Source organism: Pseudarthrobacter sp. IC2-21, assembly GCF_034048115.1.
GTDB lineage: Bacteria > Actinomycetota > Actinomycetes > Actinomycetales > Micrococcaceae > Arthrobacter > Arthrobacter naphthalenicus.
In genome coordinates this window covers 383,047-400,711 of sequence record NZ_CP139145.1, presented here as the reverse complement: position 1 = coordinate 400,711, position 17,665 = coordinate 383,047, and the positions used below count along the sequence as shown (strand labels likewise).

17 protein-coding genes are annotated in these 17,665 nt (G+C 65.8%); 8 read left to right on the top strand and 9 right to left on the bottom strand.

Annotated elements, in window-relative coordinates; all coding sequences use genetic code 11:
- Nucleotides 1-11: 11 nt before the first annotated feature.
- Nucleotides 12-755: an HAD family hydrolase gene (locus SBP01_RS01860; protein WP_275213943.1), complete on the bottom strand. Its 744-nt coding sequence runs from the start codon at nucleotides 753-755 to the stop codon at nucleotides 12-14.
- Between the two features lie 315 nt (nucleotides 756-1,070).
- Entirely contained in the window at nucleotides 1,071-1,688 is a 618-nt protein-coding gene (locus SBP01_RS01855) for an alpha/beta hydrolase (RefSeq protein WP_275213942.1), read from the bottom strand.
- Between the two features lie 208 nt (nucleotides 1,689-1,896).
- Between SBP01_RS01855 and SBP01_RS01850 the strand changes: the two genes are divergently transcribed.
- From SBP01_RS01850 to SBP01_RS01830, 5 genes are all read left to right on the top strand, one after another.
- Nucleotides 1,897-2,154, top strand: a complete 258-nt coding sequence (locus SBP01_RS01850) for a DUF6458 family protein (protein ID WP_275213941.1) — start codon at nucleotides 1,897-1,899, stop codon at nucleotides 2,152-2,154.
- Nucleotides 2,155-2,388: 234 nt separating this feature from the next.
- Nucleotides 2,389-3,231 (top strand): DeoR/GlpR family DNA-binding transcription regulator, encoded by an 843-nt coding sequence (locus SBP01_RS01845; protein WP_320537292.1) that lies wholly within the window; start codon nucleotides 2,389-2,391, stop codon nucleotides 3,229-3,231.
- The gene (locus tag SBP01_RS01840; protein ID WP_320537291.1) at nucleotides 3,228-4,247 is read left to right on the top strand and encodes a hexose kinase; all 1,020 of its coding nucleotides are present in this window, start codon (nucleotides 3,228-3,230) and stop codon (nucleotides 4,245-4,247) included. The genes SBP01_RS01845 and SBP01_RS01840 overlap by 4 nt, the downstream gene beginning before the upstream one ends.
- Before the next feature lie 2 nt (nucleotides 4,248-4,249).
- Nucleotides 4,250-6,328 (top strand): fructose-specific PTS transporter subunit EIIC, encoded by a 2,079-nt coding sequence (locus SBP01_RS01835; protein ID WP_275213938.1) that lies wholly within the window; start codon nucleotides 4,250-4,252, stop codon nucleotides 6,326-6,328.
- 68 nt (nucleotides 6,329-6,396) lie between these two features.
- Nucleotides 6,397-6,675, top strand: a complete 279-nt coding sequence (locus SBP01_RS01830) for an HPr family phosphocarrier protein (protein ID WP_320537290.1) — start codon at nucleotides 6,397-6,399, stop codon at nucleotides 6,673-6,675.
- Between the two features lie 167 nt (nucleotides 6,676-6,842).
- On the opposite strand, the gene SBP01_RS01825 is transcribed toward SBP01_RS01830, so the two are convergent.
- From SBP01_RS01825 to SBP01_RS01815, 3 genes are all read right to left on the bottom strand, one after another.
- Nucleotides 6,843-7,271 carry an SRPBCC domain-containing protein gene (locus SBP01_RS01825; RefSeq protein WP_275213936.1) on the bottom strand — a complete coding sequence of 143 codons (429 nt, stop codon included), beginning with the start codon at nucleotides 7,269-7,271 and terminating at the stop codon, nucleotides 6,843-6,845.
- On the bottom strand, nucleotides 7,268-8,116 hold the full coding sequence (locus SBP01_RS01820) for a class I SAM-dependent methyltransferase (RefSeq protein WP_275213935.1): 849 nt from the start codon (nucleotides 8,114-8,116) through the stop codon (nucleotides 7,268-7,270). Before SBP01_RS01820 ends, SBP01_RS01825 begins: the two co-directional genes overlap by 4 nt.
- A gap of 436 nt (nucleotides 8,117-8,552) precedes the next feature.
- Complete coding sequence (locus SBP01_RS01815) at nucleotides 8,553-9,635, bottom strand: Ku protein (RefSeq protein ID WP_320537289.1); 1,083 nt, start codon at nucleotides 9,633-9,635, stop codon at nucleotides 8,553-8,555.
- 40 nt (nucleotides 9,636-9,675) lie between these two features.
- Between SBP01_RS01815 and SBP01_RS01810 the strand changes: the two genes are divergently transcribed.
- The gene (locus SBP01_RS01810) at nucleotides 9,676-12,213 is read left to right on the top strand and encodes an ATP-dependent DNA ligase (RefSeq protein WP_320537288.1); all 2,538 of its coding nucleotides are present in this window, start codon (nucleotides 9,676-9,678) and stop codon (nucleotides 12,211-12,213) included.
- Nucleotides 12,214-12,336: 123 nt separating this feature from the next.
- Here the strand turns inward: SBP01_RS01810 and SBP01_RS01805 are convergent, their stop codons facing one another.
- The gene (locus tag SBP01_RS01805; protein ID WP_275213932.1) at nucleotides 12,337-12,597 is read right to left on the bottom strand and encodes a hypothetical protein; all 261 of its coding nucleotides are present in this window, start codon (nucleotides 12,595-12,597) and stop codon (nucleotides 12,337-12,339) included.
- A 66-nt stretch (nucleotides 12,598-12,663) separates the two neighbouring features.
- Nucleotides 12,664-12,876 carry a hypothetical protein gene (locus SBP01_RS01800; protein WP_275213931.1) on the bottom strand — a complete coding sequence of 71 codons (213 nt, stop codon included), beginning with the start codon at nucleotides 12,874-12,876 and terminating at the stop codon, nucleotides 12,664-12,666.
- A gap of 501 nt (nucleotides 12,877-13,377) precedes the next feature.
- Here SBP01_RS01800 and SBP01_RS01795 point away from each other — a divergent pair.
- Nucleotides 13,378-14,982, top strand: coding sequence for an MFS transporter (locus SBP01_RS01795; protein WP_275213930.1), 1,605 nt, complete (start codon nucleotides 13,378-13,380; stop codon nucleotides 14,980-14,982).
- A 139-nt stretch (nucleotides 14,983-15,121) separates the two neighbouring features.
- Here the strand turns inward: SBP01_RS01795 and SBP01_RS01790 are convergent, their stop codons facing one another.
- The gene (locus SBP01_RS01790; protein WP_275213929.1) at nucleotides 15,122-15,664 is read right to left on the bottom strand and encodes a GNAT family N-acetyltransferase; all 543 of its coding nucleotides are present in this window, start codon (nucleotides 15,662-15,664) and stop codon (nucleotides 15,122-15,124) included.
- A 122-nt stretch (nucleotides 15,665-15,786) separates the two neighbouring features.
- Here SBP01_RS01790 and SBP01_RS01785 point away from each other — a divergent pair, with 122 nt between their 5' ends.
- Nucleotides 15,787-16,899: an FUSC family protein gene (locus SBP01_RS01785; RefSeq protein ID WP_275213928.1), complete on the top strand. Its 1,113-nt coding sequence runs from the start codon at nucleotides 15,787-15,789 to the stop codon at nucleotides 16,897-16,899.
- Here SBP01_RS01785 and SBP01_RS01780 read toward each other — a convergent pair.
- Nucleotides 16,867-17,625 (bottom strand): SDR family oxidoreductase, encoded by a 759-nt coding sequence (locus tag SBP01_RS01780; RefSeq protein ID WP_320537287.1) that lies wholly within the window; start codon nucleotides 17,623-17,625, stop codon nucleotides 16,867-16,869. The genes SBP01_RS01785 and SBP01_RS01780 overlap by 33 nt on opposite strands.
- Nucleotides 17,626-17,665: the final 40 nt, after the last annotated feature.

The window sequence follows — 17,665 nt, the reverse complement described above, 5'->3', positions numbered from 1 at the left end:
CCGGAGGCTGGTTAGAGGAGTTCCTGGAGGTCGTTGACCACGCTGGTGGCTCCGGCTTCGAGCAGTGTCTGCCGGCCGGCGCCCCTGTCGACGCCGATCACGGAGTGGAAGCTGCCCGCGTGTCCGGCCTGGACACCGGAGACCGCGTCCTCAACCACCACGCATTCTTCGCTGGGAAGGCCCAGTAGCTGCGCCGCGTAGGTGTAGGTGGCGGGGCTTGGTTTGCCGGGCAGGCCCTTGGCTGCGGCCACCACCCCGTCAACCACGATTTCGAAGTGTCCGTCCAGGCCTGCTGCCTTCAGGACGGCCGGGGCGTTCCGGGATGAGGAGACGACGGCGACCTTCAGTCCGCGGGCCACTGCGGCTTCCAGGAAGCGCACCGACCCCTCAAACGGCTCGACGCCGGCGCTGACGATGTCATTGAAGACCTGGTTCTTGCGGTTGCCCAGTCCCTGCACGGTGGGCTCTGCGGACTCCGCGGTGGAGGAGTGTTCTTCCCCTTCCGGGAGTACGATCCCGCGGGACGCCAGGAAGTCCCGGACGCCGTCGAACCGCGGCTTGCCGTCGATATGGTCGAAATAGTCCTCCTCGCGGTAGCCAGGCACGTCGGGACGGGACGCCAGGTAGCCGTCGAAAAGTTCCTTCCACGCCCGTTCGTGGACCGTGGCCGTGGGCGTCAGCACGCCGTCGAGGTCGAAGAGGATCGCGGAAGCGCTGGTCCAGGCGGAGTTCCGGGTTTCTAGAACGTCAGTCATGCGCAATGTCCTTTCAGACGGCGGGCAGCCATAGGGGCGTAGCTCAGGAAGGCAGAAATCAACAAGCAGGTACACAAGCAGGAAAATGCGGGGCTGGCCTCCGCAGCTGGGCGCCGGTGCGCAAAAGCGGAGAGGAAATCGCGGGCCACGGTGTCCGCTGGATCGGCAGCAGCGGCTAGGGGCATGGCGTAAACCATGGCGGGCCGGTGGGCTGCTGAAAAATCGTCTTCTTCCATGATGAAGGCGATAATGCGGCGTGACAACCTGGCACGGACGGAACCGGCCTGGATTTGCCCGTCAGCGAGACCGGGAAGCTCAGCCGAGGACGTAGTGGCGGAGGAAGGCGCTGACATCCACCATCTCGGACTTGCTCATCGCGTGGCCCATGCCGGGATACGTCCGGGCGGTCAGCCGTGTGTTCTTTTCCAACCATTGAGCCGTGTACTCCGTGGCTTCCTCGTTGATCACCAAGTCTGCCTTGTCCCGGCCCCAGAAGAACGGCGGCGGGGACTCAAAGGAGTCGGTGAGGGAGAGGAGTTCATTGTCCAGCACAAACCCAGACAGCCCCACTGTCGCCTTATAGCTCCCGGGGTGCAGGCGCAGCAGGGTGCTGGCCATGGCCATGCCTTGGGAGTAGCCCATCAGGCTCACGCTGCTGTGCTTGCCCCTGACCGAGCCGATCCAGGTGTGGACGGCGTTGGTGGCGCTGATGACGTCAGCAAAGTCGTTGGCCAGAAAATAGTCCAGCAGGAACCAGCCGTAATGGTCCCCGATCACCATGGGGGCCCGGAGCGCCGCGCACGTGAAGTCGGGCGGGAGATAGTCGAACAGGCGCACCATGCGGGACTCATCCGTGCCGTAGCCGTGCATCAGCACCAGCAGCGGCGTACCTTCCCGCTCGGCTTCCGGCTTGGACCAAACAACTGTCTCCATCGGACCAGCCTAGCGATCCGAGGGAGCGGCGCGATTCATCAAACACTGCCAGGAACGCCGCTGAACAGTCACGATGCCGCCCGGGTGCGGTCACGGCACGGGCTCATGGTCATTGAATCGGGCTGAGCCGCGCTGTAGCGTGTGCGAGAGAGCACAGCATGCTTATCAATTCGGCACCACCATGTACTCGAACAACAAGGAGCAAGTCATGAGAATCGGTTCCGCAATCTTCCTTATTGCCCTCGGCGCCATTCTGGCCTGGGCCGTCGCTCCGGGCCTGATCCCTTTCGTGGACCAGGTTTTGATTGGGTACATCCTGATGGCGGTTGGCGTGATCGGGCTGATCGCCTCGCTCATCCTGGCCTCCCCCGGACGCAGCCGCAGGGTCAGCGAAACCCGCTCGGTGGTTGACCCCAACACCGGCGAGCGCATCACGCGCAACGAAAGCCGCGACGGCGGGCTGTAAGTCCCGGACGAAAGCGCCACCAAGGCCCGGACGGAAACGTCAACGGGTAACCCGAAAAGCCGGACCGGACCACCGTGGTCCGGCCCGGCTTTTGGTTTCCGCGGCCTACCGCCGCAATTCTGTGTTTTTTTGGTTTTCGTTGACAAACCCACACAGACAAAGATAAAGTCAAGTAATTCAACATCACGTGATGCCAGTCACAGGAATTTCAGCACTTTACGCAACGGAGGGTATGTGTTCGCCGAGGAGCGCCAGCAGAAGATCGCCGAGCTTGTGGCCGGCACCGGCAGGGTCAGCGTGACCGTGCTGGCCGAACGCTTCCGCATCACTACAGAAACCATCCGCCGCGACCTCGCCACCCTCGAAACAGCGGGCACCGTCCGCCGCGTCCATGGCGGGGCTGTGGCCGCGGACCGTTTCAGCACGTCGGAGGAAAGCATCAACGAACGGTCAATCCAGCGGCCAGACGAGAAGCTCCGCATCGCCCAGGCGGCCCTGGCCCTGATCCCGCAGGGTAAGTCCGGAAGCCTCCTGCTCGATGCCGGCTCCACCACCGAAGCGCTGGCGGACCTCCTCTCCCGGCGCCCCGCCGTCGGCAACTCCGGCAACGGAGCTTCGGGAGCGGCGTCCGGAATGCCGCACGGCAACTCGTCCGTACCCGAACTCGTCGTTATTACCCACGCCGTTCCCATTGCCGCCCGGCTGGCCAGCGCACCCGGAATCGCACTCCAAATCCTGGGCGGCCGGGTACGCGGCCTCACCCAGGCGGCCGTTGGCCAGGCCACCGTGGAGGCCGCTCAACGGCTGCGCCCGGACATCGCGTTCATCGGCACCAACGGCATCAACGCAAGCTTTGGCCTCAGCACCCCCGATCCTGAAGAAGCGGCCGTCAAGGCAGCCTTCGTCCATTCGGCGCGCCGCATCGTGGTGCTGGCCGATTCCTCCAAGCTGGACGCGGAAACCCTGGTCCAGTTCGCCTCCCTGAAAGATCTGGACACCTTGATTACAGACAGCGAGCCCGGCCCGGAACTCACAGCCGCTCTCACGGACGCCGGCGTTGACGTGGTGATCGCATGATTGTCACCTTCACGGCCAACCCCAGCCTGGACCGCACCGTGGCCCTCCCCGGCCCTCTGGAACGCGGCGAAGTCCAGCGCGCGGTTTCGGTCAGCCAGGAATCGGGCGGCAAGGGCGTCAACGTCTCGCGGGCGTTGTGCGCCTCCGGGGTGGAGACCCTCGCGGTCCTCCCGGGCGCGGACAGTGATCCCGTCCTCGCGGGGCTTCGCCACGACAAGGTGCCGTTTGCGGCCCTGGGCATCGACGAGCCGCTGCGCACGAACGTTGCCCTCACCGAGCCCGGCGGCGTGACCACCAAGATCAACGAACCCGGGCCCGTGCTCAGCGCGGACGAGCAGGAAGCCCTGATCGGCCTGCTGCTGGAGCGCGCCCGCGGTGCCAGCTGGGTCATCCTGGCCGGCTCCCTGCCCCCCGGTTTCCCGGCAGACTTTTACGCCACGGCGGCCCGGCGGCTGCGTCAGGGTGCCGCCGGCCCCGGTCCGGCGGCCGACGGCGGCGGCGCGCCGCTGATCGCCGTCGACTCCTCCGGCGCTCCGCTCGCCGCCGCCGTCGCTGACGCTTCGGGGGACACGATCTCCGGGAAACCGGACCTGTTAAAACCCAACGCCGAGGAACTGGCGGAACTGGCTGCAGCAGCCGGCTACGCCACGGCGTTCACCGCAGAGGAACTTGAAGCGGACCCGGAGGCCGCCGCAGCGGCCGCCGCCGCCGTCGTGCGTTCCGGTGTGGGTGCTGTACTGGCAACTCTCGGATCCAAGGGAGCTGTGCTGGTAACGGCCGACGGCGCGTGGCTGGCCACGCATCCGCCGGTCGCCGCGGTCAGTACTGTCGGCGCGGGCGATTCATCGCTGGCTGGCTATCTGCTCGCCCACGGCCTGGGCGCCGCCCCGGCCGATTGCCTCCGTCAGGCGGTGGCCCATGGTGCCGCCGCCGCCTCCCTGCCGGGCTCCACAGTCCCGGCAGTCCACCAAACCACCCCGGATGCCGTAACCATCACGGCCCTTCGAAAGGATTGACAGTGACTCAGCTCATCACCACCGAACTGGTCGAGCTCGACCAGAACCTGGGCACCTCGCCCGAGGATGTGATCCGGCACCTGGCCAGCAAAGTTGCTGCCACCGGCCGCGCATCAGAAGTTGAAGGCCTCTTTGCCGACGCCTTCGCCCGTGAGCAGAAGACCGCCACCGGCATTCCCGGCGGCATTGCCATCCCGCACTGCCGCTCGGCAGCCGTCGTGGAGCCCACCCTTGCGATGGCCCGGCTGAACCCCAAAGTGGACTTCGGCGCCAAGGACGGCCCCGCCGACCTGATCTTCTTCATCGCCGCCCCGGACGGAGCGGACCAGGAGCATCTTAAGCTGCTGTCCAAGCTGGCCCGGTCTCTGATCAAGAAGGACTTCACCGCTGCCCTCCGCAACGCTTCCTCGGAGGCGGAAATTGTGGAACTCGTGGACGGCGCACTGGCAGACAAGCCGGCCGCCCACGCGGCCACGGCACCCGCTGAGGCCGTACCTGCCGCTGCGGGTACTGCTTCCGGCGCCTCCGCCGCGGGTGCTGCGGCGGCTTCGACCGGCTCAGCCGACAGCGCCGCATCAGGGCCCAGGCGCCTGGTAGCCGTCACGGCATGCCCCACGGGCATCGCCCACACCTACATGGCCGCCGACTCACTGGTAGCCGCAGCCCAGGAAATGGGCGTGGACCTGCAGGTGGAAACCCAGGGCTCCTCCGGCGCCAAGCCGCTGGACCCCGCCGTCATTGCCGCTGCGGACGCCGTGATCTTCGCAGTGGACGTGGACGTTCGCGGCAAGGAGCGCTTTGCCGGCAAGCCCGTCATCAACGCCCCGGTCAAGCGCGGCATCGACGAGCCCGCCAAAATGGTCCGGGAAGCGCTTGCCGCTGCAACCGATCCGCACGCCCGCCGGGTGCCGCACTTCGGTGCGGAGGAGCAGGCCCAGCAGGCCGAAGCCGAAAAGGGCGAGCACATCGGCCAGAAGCTGAAGCGTGCACTGCTCACCGGTGTCAGCTACATGATCCCGTTTGTGGCCGGTGGCGGCCTCCTGATCGCTCTGGGCTTCCTGCTCGGCGGCTATAACATCACCAGCGTCGCGGACAAGGTGGTGGTGGCGAACAACTTCGGCAACCTCCCCGAAGGCGGCCTGGCGATCTACCTCGGCGCCGTCCTGTTCAAGATCGGCGCCCTGTCCATGGGCTTCCTGGTCCCCGCCTTGGCAGGCTACATCGCCTACGCCATCGCCGACCGGCCCGGCATTGCACCAGGTTTCGTCGCCGGTGCGGTATCCGGGTTCATGGGTGCCGGCTTCCTCGGCGGCATCGTCGGCGGCCTGCTGGCCGGCTACATGGCCCACCTGATCGGAACCTGGCAGGTGCCCCGCTGGCTGCGCGGCCTGATGCCCGTGGTGATCATCCCGCTCCTGGCCTCCATCTTTGCCTCCGGCCTGATGTTCCTGGTCCTCGGCGGCCCCATTGCCGGCATCACCACCGCCCTGAACTCCTGGCTCACCGGCATGACCGGCGTCTCCGCTGTGGTCCTCGGCATCATCCTTGGACTCATGATGTGCTTCGACCTCGGCGGCCCGGTCAACAAGGTGGCCTACGCGTTCGCTGTTGCCGGCCTGAGCGCCGGAAGTGCCACCAACCAGGCCCCGTGGCAGATCATGGCAACCGTGATGGCTGCCGGCATGGTGCCGCCGCTGGCAATGGCCCTGGCCACCACGCTGGACAAGAAGCTCTTCAGCCTCGCCGAGCGCGAAAACGGCAAGGCAGCCTGGCTGCTGGGTGCCTCCTTCATCTCCGAAGGCGCCATCCCGTTCGCCGCCGCCGATCCCCTGCGGGTCATCCCCGCCAGCATGGTGGGCGGCGCCCTTACGGGAGCCCTGTGCATGGCCACCGGCGTCACCTCACAGGCCCCCCACGGCGGAATCTTCGTGTTCTTCGCCATCGGCAACCTGGCGATGTTCGTCATCTCCATCGTGGCCGGAACCATTGTCAGTGCGCTGGCGGTCATCGCCCTCAAGCGCTGGGCCGTCCGCCAGCCGGAGCCGACTGCTAGCGTGGAGACCGTTCCCGCAACTGTCTGACCCGGCCGTACCACCAACGATTTTCCGGGCGCTGAACGAACAGGCGCCGAATGATAAAAGGAGCAACAATGCCAGAACGTACCGCAACCGTCGCCAGCCGCGTGGGCCTGCACGCCCGCCCTGCCGCTATCTTTGCCGAAGCAGCCGGCGAGTTCGACCTGGACATCACCATTGCCCGCGAAGGCGAGCCGGCCGATGAGGCCATGGACGCGGCCAGCATCCTGTCCCTGATGAGCCTGGGTGCATCCCACGGCGACGTTGTGGTGCTCCGCGCTGAAGGCACCGGCGCGGACGATGCCCTGGAGCGTCTGGTCCAGATCCTGGAAACGGATCACGACGCCGCGTAGCGGCTACCCCCGCTGAGGCACCAAAGCCGGGCGGCCGCCGTCGTACTTCTCTCCTGCGCGGGGAGACTACGACGGCGGCCGCCCGCTTTAATCCCCGCCCGCCCAAGTGAGTAGCGCTATGTGTCGTTTTGGGCGTCCAAAACGACACATAGCGCTACCTAGTTGGGTCAGGGGCGCTCGGCGATCTTCTTGACGTCCGCAACGAGCATGTCCCACATGCCTTTGGAGTGCTCGGCCGCCTCTTCGCTGGGGTTGTTGTCCTGGGCGAGCGTGAGCCTGGTTCTCCCATCCTTCTCATCAAGGGTCCAGGTCAGGGTGTGGTAGTTTTCCGGTTGGTCCTCACCCCCGCTGAGCGCGCTGAAATGCGTGTGGACCAGCTTCCTGCCTGGCTTTATCTCCAGAATGGTTCCCTTGTCTTCGTACGGCTTCCCTTCCCACTCGCCGCGCCACAGGATGGGCCCGCCAACGGTCCAGTCGGTGACCAGCCGGGCCCCGAACATGAACTCCTTCACGGCCGCCGGGTCCGTCATGACGTCCCAGACGCGGCTGGCAGGCGCGTCGATGGTAATGGCGGCCGTGGCCACGTGCCCCGTCATGCCCGGGCCTTTTTGGCGGTGAGCAGCAGGTATTCCCATTCCATCTGCCATGCGGCGTCGCCGTGGGCATCGCCGAACGAATCGGCAAGCTCCGTGAGGGCCGCGTCCAGGGCTTGGGATTTCTCCTGGTCCTCGCCGAGGAATTTGTAGACCGCGATGGTGGGGCCGTAGTGGGACTTGAAGTACCGCAGGAAATCCCCCGGTTGGTGGAAGCTGTGAACGGTAAGGGTCCGCTTCTCGGCGTGGATGTCCGTGATCCGATCGCCAAAGAGCTCCCGCACATGGTCTTCGCTGCCCCACAGCGGTGGCGGCTGCGCCCCGGGCTGAGGCGGCGGCGCGAAGGGCTTCATCGCTGCGAACATCTTGCCGATGAAACCTTCGGGCGTCCAATGGAGCAGGCCGATGGTGCCGCCGGGTTTGCAAACGCGAACAATTTCATCGGCGCCCGCCTGGTGGTGCGGCGCAAACATCACGCCCAGGCAGGACGTGACGACGTCGAATTCGTTGTCCGGGAACGGCAGGGCCTCCGCGTCCGCTTCCACCCATTCCAGCTCAACGCCACGATCGGCTGCCTGGTGCCTCCCGGCCTCGAACAGTTCCGGGGTCAGATCGCTGGCAATGACCGTTGCCCCCATCATGGCTGCGGGAATGGCCGCGTTGCCGGCGCCGGCAGCGACATCGAGTACTCGTTGTTTGGGTCTGATGCCGGCGGCCTCAACCAGGATAGCCCCAAGATCGTTGACGAGCTCGCTGGCCAGGGCGGGGTAATCCCCGGAGGCCCACATGGCGCGATGCTTTTGCTTCAGTTCCCGGTCGGCTTCGTCCACGGCCGTTTTGTCAGTCATTTTCGGTGCCCCTCTCCGTCTCCCTTGACAGGTTGTGAGTGACAGCACGCTGTTGGCACAGTGGAGGCTGCGATGCGACCCATTGTGGAGGCAGCACATCGCGAAAGCAAGCAAACTTAGCGCTTCCTTGTTTTTGCCCGCCGCCGGAATTAGCGTGGAAACCTCACCAGCAGAGGGGTAAACGGCTACAGGTTCAAGGCTCCCACGGCCCGCTCCCCTGCGGCTGAACCGGGCGGCCAAGCCTTCCGGCCTCCCGCAACTTTTGAAGGAGGATGACATGCCGCTCAAAGCCGACGCCAATGCAATTGGACTTCCCGGCTACTCGGCCAAGAAGAAGCGCGAACTCATCCCCACCCTGCGGAAATCCTAGGCGGCGGCCATCGTACCTGCCACCGTCCAGCCCGCGCTGTTACCGAATGCCCGTCCGGAAAGCGCCTCAGGCACCCTTTCTGGACCGCGTTGCGGCCGTCTTCGCCGCAGGTTTCGAAGCCGTGGACTTCGCCGCTGCCGGCTTAGCGGCGCCGGTCGACTTCGCGGTGGTGGATTTGGCGGTGGTGGATTTGGCGGCAGGAGCCTTGGCGGCCGCGCCAGTCTTGGCCCCGGCGGACTTTGCGGTGCGCCTGGCGGGAGCCTTCGCGGCGGAACCTTCGGCACTTTCTTCAGTATCGGCGTCGTCCGCCCCCGACTCATCAGACTCGGACCCATCAGACCCGGATGCCGCGGCGGACGCACCGCCACGCTTCCGGTCGAGGCTGCGCTTCAGCGCCTCCATCAGGTCGATGACCTCGCCCTTGCCGCCTTCGCCCGCTTCCGCACCGAAGGTTTCGTCGGTATTGAGCGCATCGCCCTTCTCCAGCTTGGCCTCGATGAGCTTCCGGAGCTGCACCTGATAGTCATCGGTGAACTGGTCCGGTTCGAAGTCAGCGGCCATGGACTCCACCAGCGCCGCGGACATTTCCCGCTCCTGGGCAGAGATCCGGACGGACTCATCCAAGGCAGGGAAGCTGGCCTCCCGGACTTCATCAGGCCACAGCAGGGACTGCAGCACCAGCACCTCGTCCTTGATGCGCAGCGCTCCAAGGCGGGTCTTCTCGCGCAGGGCGAACTGCACGATAGCCACCCGGTCCGTGTCCTCCAGGGCCCGGCGCAGCAAGACGTAGGCCTTCGGCGATTTGGAGTCCGGCTCCAGGTAGTAGCTCTTCTCGAACATCATGGGTTCCAGCTGCTCGGACGGCACGAACTGGACAACCTCGATCTCGTGACTGTTCTCCGCCGGAATGGACTTGAGCTCCTCCTTGGACAGCACCACGGTGCGGCCGTCCTCCTCATACGCCTTCTCGATGTCCGAGTAGTCGATGATCTTGCTGCAGACCTCACACCGGCGCTGGTATCGGATCCTGCCGCCGTCGGCATTGTGGACCTGGTGGAGACTGATGTCATGATCCTCGGTAGCGCTGTAGACCTTCACGGGCACGTTGACCAGGCCGAACGCGATGGCACCTTTCCAGATGGCTCTCATCCCTCAAGTGAACATCACCGCAGGCCGGAGGTGAAGACCCGTGGCCGGAGCTAAGGAACGTGTCCGGGTTGCCGGGCGGGAACTGACGCTCACCAACCTGGACAAAATCATCTACCCGGAGACGGGCACCACCAAGGCGGACGTCCTGGCGTACTACGCCGCGGTGGCCCATGTCCTGATCCCGGCTGCGGCCAACCGGCCCGCCACGCGCAAGCGCTGGGTCAACGGCGTGGGTACTGCGGCGGAGCCGGGCGAAGTGTTTTTTCAGAAGAACCTTGAGGATTCGGCCCCGGGCTGGCTCCCCCGTGCCGCCATCACGCACAAGGACCGGACCATCTACTATCCCCTGGTGAACGACCCGGCCACCCTCACGTGGTTTGGCCAGATCAACTCGCTGGAAATCCATGTGCCCCAATGGCAGGTGGATTCGCACGGCAACCAGCTGAACCCGGACCGGCTGGTGCTGGACCTGGACCCCGGCGAGGGCGCTGGCCTGGCCGAATGCGTGGAAGTGGCGCTCCTGGCCCGCCCCATCCTGCAGGACGTGGGGCTGGAGACGGTTCCCGTAACCAGCGGCAGCAAGGGCATCCATCTTTATGCCGGCCTGGACGGTTCCCAGACCTCGGACCAGATTTCCGCGTTCGCCCGCGAACTGGCCCGGGCCCTCGAAGCGGACCACCCCGATCTGGTCGTCAGCGACATGAAAAAAACCCTGCGCACGGGGAAGGTCCTGGTGGACTGGAGCCAGAACAATGCGGCCAAAACCACCATCGTGCCCTACTCGCTCCGCGGCAGGCCCACTCCCACGGTGGCCGCGCCGCGGACCTGGCGGGAAATCAGCTCCCCCCACGTCAGCCACCTCGACTACCAGGCCGTGATGCGCAGGGTGAAGGAAGGCAAGGACCCTTTCGCCGCCGTCGAGCATGGTGGCGGGCACCCGGGCGGCACCGAACAGGTAACGCACGACGGCGGCGCGCACCAGCGCCTGGAGCGTTACCGCTCAATGCGGGATCCTGATGCGACGCCCGAGCCCTTCTCCGGGGCGTCAGGAAGCGGGAACACGTTTGTGATTCAGGAGCACCACGCCAGCCGGCTGCACTTCGACTTCCGGCTCGAGCACGAGGGGGTGCTGGTCTCGTGGGCGCTGCCGAAAGGCGTCCCCGAATCGGGCGGCAAGAACCATTTGGCGGTGCAGACCGAGGACCATCCCCTGGACTATGCCACCTTCGAAGGCACCATCCCGAAGGGCCAGTACGGCGCCGGCCAAGTCACCATCTGGGATCACGGCACCTACGAGCTGGAGAAATGGATCAACGGCAGGGAAGTGATCGCCACGCTCACCGGTTCGGAGGGCGGCGGCCTGGGCGGGACCAAAAAGTTCGCCCTGATCCACACCGGCCGGGGCCGCGGACCGGATGCTGAGGGGCAGTGGCTGATCCACCTCATGGACAAAGACCATCACACCTTTCATCCACGAAGAACTCATGCCGGGGATGGGCCTGACGCGGACGCGCCTGACGGGGACGCGGCGGAGGGGGACGAGGTAGCAGCGGACGCCGCCGCGTCAGGAGGGAAGGCCGAGCAGGAACCGGCGGCCAAAACCCCGGCTCCTCCCCTGCGCGCCGAGGACTTCAGCCCCATGATGGCCACAGCCGGGACCGCTGCCGACCTGCAGGGCAGCGACTGGAAATTCGAGCTGAAATGGGACGGCGTACGTGCCCTGGTCGTTGCGGACGACGCGAGGGTCCGCATCATCAGCCGGAACGGGAACGACGTCACCGGAACCTACCCGGAGCTGACGGAACGGTCCTGCTGGCCGGAGGGTCCGTTCATCGCCGATGGTGAGATCTTCGCCGTCGGGCCTTCCGGAAAACCGGACTTTGGCGTCCTCCAGGGCCGCATGAAACTGACGCGGCCCGGTGACGTGGCCAAGGCACGCGCCGCCATTCCGGTCCGGCTCATGCTGTTTGACCTGCTGGCCGACGCCGGCCAGGACCTTCGCCGGCTCCCGTTCGCCAAGCGACGGGAACGTCTTGAGCAGTTCTACCGTCCGTCCGACTGCCCCGTGGAACTGTCGCCGGTCCTGGACGAAAAAATTGAGCACATCCTCGAAAGCGCGCGGGAACTGGGACTCGAAGGCGTGATGGCCAAGCGCACCGACAGCAGGTACGTCAGCGGACAGCGCACGCGGACCTGGATCAAGATCAAGCTCGAACAGACCCAGGAGGTGGTTGTGGGCGGCTGGCGGCCGGGCAAGGGCGGCCGCCAGGGTTCGGTGGGCTCGCTGCTGGTGGGCATTCCCGACGCCGGCAAACTGCGGTACGTAGGCCGTGTGGGCAGCGGATTCAGTACCCGGGAGCTGGCGGAGCTCCGGCAGAAAGTGGACAAGCTCGCCCGCAAGACCCCACCGTTCGAGGACGTGCCGCGGGAGGATGCCGCCGACGCCCGCTGGGTCACGCCCCGGCTGGTGGGGGAGGTGACGTTCGGCGAGTGGACGGGCAGTGGAAAGCTCCGGCACCCGGTATGGCGGGGGTGGCGGCTGGATAAAGATGCCGAGGACGTGGTGGCGGAAAGCTAGCCGCGCGGGCCTCCCGGGGACACGGCAACGGCCCGGCGAATCCCTTATGGGTAGTCGCCAGGCCGTGTTGTTCCAAGCGGTGCATGATCCGCCGGGCAGCCGCGTCTCAGGGTCAGCCGTCTGTCAGGAGGAGTGCGGCAGTTGCGGGCGTCCGGTGCGGTGCACAGCAGTGACGGCCGCTTCATTGCCCACCTGGCTGTGGCCTGCACCCCGTTCCTTGGGATGCCGGTGCTTGCCGTTTCCGTCCGGCCAATGCTGTTCGCCGGTCATGGCCTTGGTCACGGCAATGGTGGCCGGCCCGGGCATGGACTGCTGGTGCATGGCTGCGGCGAGGTGATCCGCCACCTCAGGTTCGATCCTTGCTCCTGGATTTTGCTTCGCCATTTTTCCTTCCTTTCCACACAGATGAAGCGCGTTTCCACACAGATGACGCGCCAGCAACCTGAAGTGCTACCAGCGGACCTTCTTCTCGGCCGGGCCCTGCTTGCCGCTGGCATGCGTAGGTTTATGACTCTTGCCCACACTCTGCAAACCGGAATCACCGCCGCGGGACTTGCTGGCGAGCATTGCCCGCTGGGCCTCGGTCAGCCCGGCACGTATCCCCTTGGCATCGGGGTTCTCAGGCGAATCCTGGGACGGGTCGGAGGTTTTTTTGTCGGTCATTGGTTGGAACCTTTCTGAGGAGGGTCTGCGTGTCTCTGACGAGATCAGCGGGGACGGGGCCGGGCGCACCAGGCCGCACGCGTCCGCCTACTCAAAAATCAGTGTTCCCATGGCACAACAATAGGCAGTCCGAGCCGTGGTTGTGAACCCCCGAAGCCGGCGCCGGGACCGCTGAATTTGACCTCGCGGCCGCGCCCGGACACTTCGCAGCAAGCCGTGGCGGCCATCACTTTCGGCGCCGGATCGGGACGAAATAACCGTGAAAACGAGGGCTGAGAGAAAAAGATTCGGTAACGGCTGTCCCTATCCCCCGGGATCCCAATGATGGCGCGGCAAAACGGAGGAAAAGAAACCTTCCAACGGCCACTCAAAACGGCCTGAAACCTGCGATCATACGGGATCAAACTCTGGAACGCATCAAGATTCGCGTAAAATTGAAGGCCTGCCCAGAGCGGGGCAGCTACAAGTCGCAAGCAAATGACCTCCACGGGAGAAGCCCAAATGCCCACAGACCGAAGCACGACCGACTCTTCAGCAGGCGAAAACATCGCCGGCGGAACCAACACTGCAGTACCTGTAAATGCACCATCCGCGAGTCCTGCGGGGACACGCAAACCGAAGATTCTTGCACGTCGCCGGCTCAAGGAGTCCGACGTGAATGTAGTAGATCAGCCCATGCTGAAAAAGGCACTCGGCGGCACCATCGTGGGTAACACCATGGAGTGGTACGACGTCGGCGTGTTCGGTTACCTGATCACCACCATGGGACCCGTCTTCCTGCCGGAGTCAGATCCGACAACCCAGACGCTGTTCCTGCTGGGAACCTTCGCGGCCACCTTCATTGCCCGCCCCCTGGGTGGCGTGATCTTCGGCTGGCTCGGAGACAAGATAGGCCGCCAGAAGATCCTGGCCACCACCCTCATGATCATGGCCGCGAGCACGTTCGCGGTCGGCCTGCTGCCGGGTTACGCACAGATCGGCCTCTGGGCCGCTGCGCTCCTGGTACTCCTTAAAGTGGTCCAGGGATTCTCCACCGGCGGCGAGTATGCCGGCGCAACCACGTTTGTCAGCGAATATGCCCCTGACAAGCGCCGGGGCTTCTTTGCGAGCTTCCTGGACCTGGGCAGCTACCTGGGCTTCGCCATCGGCGCCGCCCTGGTATCGGTACTCCAGTTGACCCTGGGCCAGACGGCAATGGAGGAATGGGGCTGGCGCATTCCGTTCCTGATCGCCGGACCCCTTGGCCTGATTGCCGTCTACTTCCGGAGCAAGATCGAGGAATCTCCGCAGTTCCAGGCCACCCTGGACGCCCAGGAAGACCTCGCCAAGAACGCTGCCTCCTCGGACGAGGCCGCAGCCAAGGGCCCGGTCGGCATCGTCAAGGCCTACTGGCGCTCCATCATTGTGGCGATGGTACTGGTGGCCGCGGCCAACACGGCCGGCTACGCCCTCACTTCCTACATGCCTACCTACCTCACGGAGTCCAAGGGCTACGACGAGGTCCACGGCACGCTCCTGACCATCCCGGTGCTGGTCATTATGGCGCTGTGCATCCCGCTGACGGGCAAGCTGTCCGACCGGATTGGCCGCAGGCCGGTCCTGTGGATCGGCGCAGTGAGCACGGTGGTCCTGGCGACGCCGGCCTTCATGCTCATCGGTGTCGGTGAGATCTGGTCCACCCTGGCCGGCCTCGCCCTGATCGCCTTCCCCGTGACGTTCTACGTGGCCAACCTTGCCTCGGCGCTGCCGGCGCAGTTCCCCACATCCAGCCGTTACGGCGCCATGGGCATTGCGTACAACTTCGCCGTAGCGATCTTCGGCGGCACCACACCGTTCATCGTGGCTGCGCTGATCAATGCGACCGGCAACGACATGATGCCGGCCTACTACCTGATGGCCACTTCGGCTGTGGGTGCCGTGGCCATCTACTTCCTTAAGGAATCGGCCCAGCGTCCGCTCCCGGGCTCCATGCCCAGCGTGGACACGCAGGCGGAGGCGCGTGAACTCGTGGCCACCCAGGATGAGAACCCGCTGATTGACCTGGACGACATGCCATTTGAAACCCAGGACATCACCGACGCCGCCAAGGCGCCGGCCGGAGTCTAAGCAACACCCCGAACAACAATCCGGCCTGTTTCGGCCGTCTTGTAGCCCGCGCTCAGAGGCCCGTGCTGTGTGCTTTCCTTGGGGGAAGCACACAGGGCGGGCCTTAGCCGTGCACGGGCGCCATGCACGGCCCGGCACCTCAGGCGTGCAGGAGCACCTGGTAAAGGTTGTGATCCTGCCACTTTCCGGCGATCTGCAGATACTGCGGCGCCATGCCAATCTGTTGGAATCCGGCCTTTTGGAGGACCCGTTGCGAGCCGATGTTGTGCAGCAGCGTGCTGGCCTCAAGGCGGTGGAGCCCCAGTTCGTCGCGGGCCACCGCAACGATGCGCCGCACCGCAGCGGACGCTACGCCCCGGCCAGCGTACTCGCTATCGACCCAGTACCCGAGCCCCGCACTCTGAAACGGCCCCCGCACGATGCCGGCCACGTTGAACCGGCCCACAAGTCGCTTGCCGGCAAACAGGCCGAAGGGGCATCCCTCCCCTGCCTCATGCGCCGCGAGACGGCCGGCGATGTCGGCAGCCTGCCAGTCCTCCGTGAAGTACTCCCCGGGCCGAACCGGCTCCCACGGGGAAAGGTAGTCACGGTTGCGTAGGTAAGCGGCGCAAAGCGCCGCCGCATCGCCCGGACGCAATAGACGCATTGTGACGCTCTCGGTCAGCTGGTGCGGCTCAATCATCGGTCAACATTAGTCCAGGCTCCCGGCTCCATTCATGCCCGGCCGCCAGCCGGTGGGTCCCCGGGGGATAATCGTGTGGCAGGCCCCGGCACCGGGGCGGTAATCAATGACAGGTGGCCCGCGTGAAGTCCGTGATGCGCCAGGTACACGCCCTGCACCGGCTGGAACCTGCAAATCAAGACCATCTGGCAGCGCTTCGGGTGGCCACCAGCGTGGCTGTCCCTTCACTTCTCCTGCTGCTTCTGGGCCGGGCCGACCTGATTGTTTATGCGGTGTTCGGTGCCCTGACTGGCATGTATGGGCGGTCCGAACCGCATCAGCTGCGGCTCCGGCACCAGTCCCAGGCAGCCGTGGTGCTGGTCGGCGGGGTGGCGGTGGGCGTCTTTCTCTCCGTCAACCATCTCCACTCCTGGTGGCTGGTGGCCGTCGAGGCGGTGCTGGCCGGCGTCGGGTCGGTCTATTCGGACCGGGTGAAGCTCAAACCGAACGGCCCGTTCTTCGGCATCCTGGCCCTGGGTGCCTGCGCCTCGGTGCCCACCGCCGTCCCTTGGTACATTGCTCTTTTGATCGCGGCGGGGGCTGCCGCGTTTTCCCTGGCGGTGGGCTTCGGCGGCTGGTTCCGGGACCGTTCGTGGCAGCCTGGAGCCAGCCGTGAGGTGGTGCTCCTGCGTGGTGCGGCAGGCCGGTCTGCCGCCGTTCACGCGGCCCGCTACGTGTCGGCGGTCGGGCTTGCCGGCTCCATCGGTGTGCTTAGCGGCAGCGGCCATCCACACTGGGCCATGGCAGCTGCCGCGGTGCCCCTGGCGGGAGCGGACTTCCCCAGCCGGGTGCGGCGGGGGATCCACCGCATCGTGGGGACCTTCCTCGGGTTGGCGGTCACCGCCGTCGTCCTGGTGCCCGCACCGTGGGCCCTCGCACCGTTATTCGCCGCCCATCAGGTGGTGGTCCTGGGCGTCCTGGTCATCATTTTCCAGTTCACCACCGAGCTGTTCATGACCCGTCATTACGGGCTGGCCATGGTGTCATTCACCCCGGTCATCCTGTTGATGACGCAGCTCGCGGCGCCGATCGATCCCACGGTGCTGATCCTGGAGCGTGGCGTGGAAACCTTCGTTGGTGCCGTGGTGGGGATCCTGGTGGCGGTGGCCGTCCGGCAACGAATCCGCCAGCGGACGGTACGGCAGCCGCCTGCCCGGTTCCCGCTACTTCGGTCTGCGCGCCGGCCCGGTGAGTAGCCTGTCCGGCAGCACCCGCGCCGCCACGGCCACCGCCTTGTAGCGCTTGGACGGGATGGACACAGACTTTCCGCGGAGGTTGTCGGCCAGGCCTTCACGCACCACCCGCTCCGCCGTCAGCCACGCCCAGGCCGGTGCCACCGCCTTGTCCATGCCCATCCGCTCATGGAACTCGGTGTGCGTCAGGCCCGGGCAGACAGCTGTGACCGTCACGCCGCGCGCCCCGTAGGCAAGGTTGGCCCAGCGGCTGAAGGTCAGCAGCCAGGCCTTCGCCGCCGCATAGGTCCCCCGGGGCAGGAACGCCGCCACGCTGGACACATTGATTATCCGGCCCGCACCGCATTCCAGCATCCCGGGCAGTACAGCGTGGGTCAGTTCCAGGGCGGCCCCACAGTGCAGTTTGAGGTGCTGCTTCTCTTCGGCGATGGTGTTCTGCTCAAAGTCGTGGAGCAGGCCGATGCCCGCGTTGTTCACCAGGATCCCCACCGGCCGGGCGGCGTCGGTGAGGCGGGCGACGACGGCGGCCACCCCGGCGTCGTCCGTCAGGTCTGCGGGGAGCACCTCCGCCGTTGTTCCGTAACGCTGTTTCAGGTCCGCCGCTGTTTTTTCCAGGCGGTCCCGGTTCCTGGCCACGAGAACCACGGTATGGCCCTGGGCGGCGAGCTGCCGGGCGAACTTGGCTCCAAGCCCGGCGCTGGCCCCGGTGACGAGTGCTGTTGTTGTCATGCGCCCAGACTAGCTTGGGCCGCCTGCCATGGCGCCGGGC